The following is a 4,962-nucleotide window of genomic DNA, read 5'->3' as shown; positions in this document are numbered from 1 at the left end:
ATATAACATAAAAGGTGTTTTTTCATTTAAAAAAGCAATCTGAATATTTGTTTAATCTTCTAAATTTGTGGTAGTGTAAAATTTAGTAAAAGTTAATTTGGAGGTAGAAATTAAATGTTATTTTTACTAATTTTAGTATTGCTAGTTATCATAATAACAATGTTTTTAAATACATATCCTCATTTTGGGAAGAAATATTCAAAGGATAAAATGCAGTCATTTTATGCTTTAGAGCATTATAAAAATGGTAAGTTTATAAACCAAATCTCTACGAGTCTGAGTATGGATTTCAAAACAAATATTTCCATGATTAGAGACTTTGTTAAGAAAAATCCAAATCGTACGCCTAAAGATGGGATCCCAATAGAGAAAATCGATGTTTCATTATTGCATTCGAAAAATAACGACACAAAAATTACTTGGTTTGGACACTCAGCTTTATTAATTCAAATCGATGGAAAAAATATTTTAATTGATCCAATGTTTGGGAACGCACCAACCCCGTTTCCGCAATTTGGTGGTAAAAGATATAGTGGAGGTTTGCCAATTGAGATCAGTGAATTACCAAAAATAGATGCTGTCATATTATCACATGATCATTATGACCATTTAGATTACGGTACAATAAAAAAAATCAAACAAAAAGTTGATCGATTTATTGTTCCTCTTGGTGTAGGGAGTCACTTGGTGAGTTGGGAAGTATCAAAAGAGATTATTTCTGAACATAACTGGTGGGATGAATTTAAATTTGATCAATTAACTTTAGCTTGTACTCCAGCAAGACATTTTTCAGGAAGAAATTTAACTGATCGTAACAGTACATTGTGGTGTTCGTGGGTCATCATTGGTGAGAAAACGAAAATTTACTTTAGTGGAGATAGTGGTTATGCACCACATTTTAAGGAAATAGGGGAAAAATATGGACCGTTTGATTTAGCGTTAATGGAATGTGGTCAATATGATAAACGATGGTCTGCAATCCATATGCTGCCAGAAGAAACAGTTCAGGCATGTATTGATGTAAAAGGTGAAGTTCTTGTTCCAATTCATTTTGGTGCTTTTACATTAGCATTTCATGACTGGAATGACCCAATTGACCGTGTTGTGAAGGCTGCAAAAGAAAATGAGGTAAAGTATTCAACACCTAAAATTGGTGAATTAATTAATATAAGTACAGGTGAATATCCTAATTCAATTTGGTGGAAGTAGTTTAATTATTTGAAAAAAAGCAGGATTGTACACTTTATTATTGAATAAATAAAAAATCAATTTTTAAGGGAAGTGATGTTAAATGGAAGCATTAAAAGAAAGTGCACAAATCGTACAAGATTTAATTTTTGAGTTAGGTTATTCGAATAAAGTGATTGAATTACCAAATAGTGCAAGAACTGCTAAGGAAGCAGCGGATGCATTAAACTGTGAAGTGGCTCAAATTGCAAAGTCTATTATATTTAAAATAGAAAGCTCAAATAGTCCTGTCCTAATCGTAGCAAGTGGAATAAACCGTGTAAATGAGAAACAAATCGAGAAAATATTAAATGATAAACTAGGTAAAGCAGATGCTGATTTCGTACGTGAACAAACTGGATTCGTAATTGGAGGAGTATCACCAATCGTTCATAAAAACCAAATTATGACCTTTATTGATGAGGATCTATTACAGTATAAAGAAGTATGGGCTGCTGCGGGGCATCCAAAAGCAATTTTTCAGTTAACACCAAATGAATTGATTGAAATGACAAAAGGTAAAGTAGTAAAAATTAAATAATAGAATATAAATCATTTAGGCACATTCAAGTGTAATAAATCAGTTTTTGATTTACTATATTTAAATGTGTCTATTTATATTGGGAATTTTTACCTGAAATCCATATGAAATACGTCAGATTAAATTAGAGGGAAAGTGAGATGAATAAGTAAATGTTCAAATTTATTTGTACGACTTGTGGCGTTCAGTATAACAAGTCTATTGATCCTCCTGAGTACTGCATAATTTGTTCTGAAGAAAGACAATACATCAATCCAAGTGGTCAAAGTTGGACAACATTACAATCAATGAAAGAACAGAACTATCAAAATATGATTCGCTTTGAAGAAGAAAATTTATATAGCATTGTAACAAAGCCTAAGTTTGGGATTGGTCAAACTGCATATCTCATTAAGAATGAAGGGTTTAATGTTTTATGGGATTGTGTTGCTTATCTAGATGAGAAGACAATTGAAGAAATTATGAGGTTAGGAGGAATCAATGCGATTGCTCTATCACATCCACATTATTACTCTAGTCAAATTGAATGGGCTGAAAGATTTAATGTACCTGTATACATACATGAAGACGATCAAGAGTGGGTCACCAGAAAAAGTGATAAAATTATTTTCTGGTCTGGCGAATCGTTAGAGCTTAACAAAGGAATTCAAATCCACCGATTAGGCGGGCACTTTAAAGGCGGGGCAGTATTAGAATGGAAAGCTGGAAATAAGCAAAATGGAATACTGCTAACAGGAGATATTATTCAAGTTGTTGCAGATCCAAATTGGGTAAGTTTTATGTACAGTTATCCTAATTTAATTCCATTACCAGCAAAAAAAGTAAAAGAGATATCATTAGCCGTAGAGAAGTTAACATTTGATAGAATTTATAATGCATTCCATGGAATTGTAAAAGAAAATGCAAAGCTCGTTGTCTATAATTCTGCTAAAAGATATATTGAAGCATTGGACGGGAAATTGTTTAATACTTAAAATAAAGAAAAGGACCAAATTTGCTTGGTCCTTTTGCTAATTTATTAGGCATTTAACGTTTGATTTACCTTTTCTTTTTTTTGCTTAAACGCTGATAATGATAAAAGAACAACGGATATTACACCAATCCAAATAATAATACTCATTGGATGACTCATCGATAATCCTTTATCAAAATAGAAAATTTCTCTTAATCCGTCAGCACCAAAGCGCATTGGGACCCATGAGTAAATCCAGTCTTTAGAAAAAGTTGGTAAAAGCTCTTTTGGCATTCCGATTAAAGAACCCGAGAAGAAAAAGATTAGGGCAAAGATCCCTACGCCACCAAAGCCGATCCAAGACATGACAGCAGAAATTAGGATATGGAAACAGAAATAAGTAATCGTTAAATATAGCGCAACGTCCAAGAAGTTTGGAAGAGTAAAGCCAATCCACTTTGCCATTAAGGTTATGCCGAAACCGATTAGGAAAGATAGGACTACTCCTAATAGTAATTGTTCAAAAATAACTTTTAATTTACTAATTGAATTTGATGTTTCTGTTTTCTTTTTCGCTAAAAAGACGATTACGGCACCAATTAAACTAGACATCCAAAGTGGTGTAATTAAACTTACTGGTGCATTTCCATTTGCTGTATGTGTTCCAATTGCATTTACATTTTCAACCTTCGTTATGATTGGATTTGCTAATACTTCAGCTTGATTTACTGAAACCTGGCTCACGCTTTTCTTTAATTCATTAAAAATTTCAGTATGAATAGTTAAGTTAAGATTTTCTACTAAGTGAGTCAACATTTGACTAGCCATCGTTGATCCATTTGCATTTTTACCTTGATTAACTAAAATTTTCATTGTAATAGGTGAAGGATTCGCTGTTTTTAATGAAGCCTGATTTTTACTTAAATCATTTGGAAGAATAAGGGCAGCATAGTATTTTTGGTCATTTAGACCTTTACGTACTTTTTCTTCACTTGATACTTGAATCCACTTAATCGCTGGTTTTTCACCATTTTTCGTTTTTGATAGTGCATTGATTTTTGCAACCATCATATCACCTATATTAACAGTCCCTTTTGAAGGTACTTGAATTCCTTGATCTTCGTTTACGATTGCGATTGGAAGATTTTTAGGTGTTGGGTTAACCGATGATGCTAATGTTAGACTGAAAATAATCGCAACTACTAGTACTAGTATAGGAGCTAATATAGCTTGTTTTTGTTTAAATAAGTTCATTTTAATAACCTCCTAATTCTTTTAATAAAATTACTGAACAACGTGTTGACTATTGTTATGTGAAGATATTACAATGAGTTTTAATAAATCACAATAAGCAAATCATACAAATGTGTTCATTGCTAAACACATTTATGAAATTTGTTTAGTAAGAACTTATATTCCAAAGGGATGATCTAAAATGAGTCAATCATTGAGAGAAATTAAAGTTGAAAAAACTAAGAAATTAATAAAAGAAACGTTGTTAGATTTAATAGAAGAAAAAGGATTCGAAGCTATTTCAGTTAGAGATATTACTTTAAAAGCAGGATTAAATCGCGGTACATTTTATCTACATTACAGAGATAAATATGATTTAATGGAAAAAAGTCAAAATGAAATATTGGAAGGATTACAGGATCGACTGTTATTTATAAGGCCTAAAGAAATGAATGAGTTTTATTCAAATGATGAGGTCTATCCACCTATTCTTAATGTATATCACTACCTAAAAGAAAATCAAAGATTTATAAAAATTTTAATCAGTACAAAAGGTGACCCAGCTTTTCCAAAGAAAATGAAGGAACATATTAAAGAGACGATTTATGAAAAACTAGTGGATTTATTAGAAGAAGAATACATGATTGAAATTCCACATGAATACACAACTGCATTTATTTCATCGGCATTCTTTGGACTTATGGAGCAATGGCTAGAAAAAGAAGAACCAATTACCCCTGAAGAAATGGCAATCATGCATATGAAGCTATTGAAGTTTATGAAGAAGTTTGTTAGTCAAATCGCTAAATAATGTATGCCATAAAAAAGATGTCTCAAGACTTTTATTTGAGACATCTTTTTTCACGTTGTTGAAAAACAACTTGTCAATTAAATTACCAAATTTTCGTAAAAGGAGTAGAGTGATGTTGATTTCCATTACAGGATGCTCGCTTTCCATGGGGCGAGCTTCTTTCGCCTCCTCGGCCAGCCTGAGGGGCCTTTAGCCTTC

Annotated in this window: 5 protein-coding genes; 4 read left to right on the top strand and 1 reads right to left on the bottom strand. The window is 31.9% G+C overall.

Annotated features, from left to right (window positions below; genetic code table 11):
* Window positions 1-210 precede the first annotated feature (210 nt).
* The 3 genes from CN514_RS22160 to CN514_RS22150 all read left to right on the top strand — a co-directional run bounded on the left by CN514_RS22160 (window position 211) and on the right by CN514_RS22150 (window position 2,742).
* A complete protein-coding gene (locus CN514_RS22160) occupies window positions 211-1,209 on the top strand; it encodes an MBL fold metallo-hydrolase (RefSeq protein ID WP_286141797.1) in 999 nt (332 codons plus the stop codon).
* Between the two features lie 82 nt (window positions 1,210-1,291).
* Window positions 1,292-1,768, top strand: coding sequence for a YbaK/EbsC family protein (locus tag CN514_RS22155; protein ID WP_098234431.1), 477 nt, complete (start codon window positions 1,292-1,294; stop codon window positions 1,766-1,768).
* Between the two features lie 152 nt (window positions 1,769-1,920).
* Entirely contained in the window at window positions 1,921-2,742 is an 822-nt protein-coding gene (locus CN514_RS22150; RefSeq protein WP_098234430.1) for an MBL fold metallo-hydrolase, read from the top strand.
* A gap of 44 nt (window positions 2,743-2,786) precedes the next feature.
* Here CN514_RS22150 and CN514_RS22145 read toward each other — a convergent pair whose 3' ends face one another.
* On the bottom strand, window positions 2,787-3,974 hold the full coding sequence (locus CN514_RS22145) for a YhgE/Pip domain-containing protein (RefSeq protein WP_098234429.1): 1,188 nt from the start codon (window positions 3,972-3,974) through the stop codon (window positions 2,787-2,789).
* 181 nt (window positions 3,975-4,155) lie between these two features.
* Here CN514_RS22145 and CN514_RS22140 point away from each other — a divergent pair, with 181 nt between their 5' ends.
* Window positions 4,156-4,764 carry a TetR/AcrR family transcriptional regulator gene (locus CN514_RS22140; protein ID WP_098234428.1) on the top strand — a complete coding sequence of 203 codons (609 nt, stop codon included), beginning with the start codon at window positions 4,156-4,158 and terminating at the stop codon, window positions 4,762-4,764.
* Window positions 4,765-4,962: the final 198 nt, after the last annotated feature.

Source organism: Bacillus sp. AFS001701, assembly GCF_002559405.1.
Classification (GTDB): domain Bacteria; phylum Bacillota; class Bacilli; order Bacillales; family Bacillaceae_G; genus Gottfriedia.
Note: the sequence above shows the minus strand (reverse complement) of the source record. Positions and strands in the feature narration are given on the sequence as shown.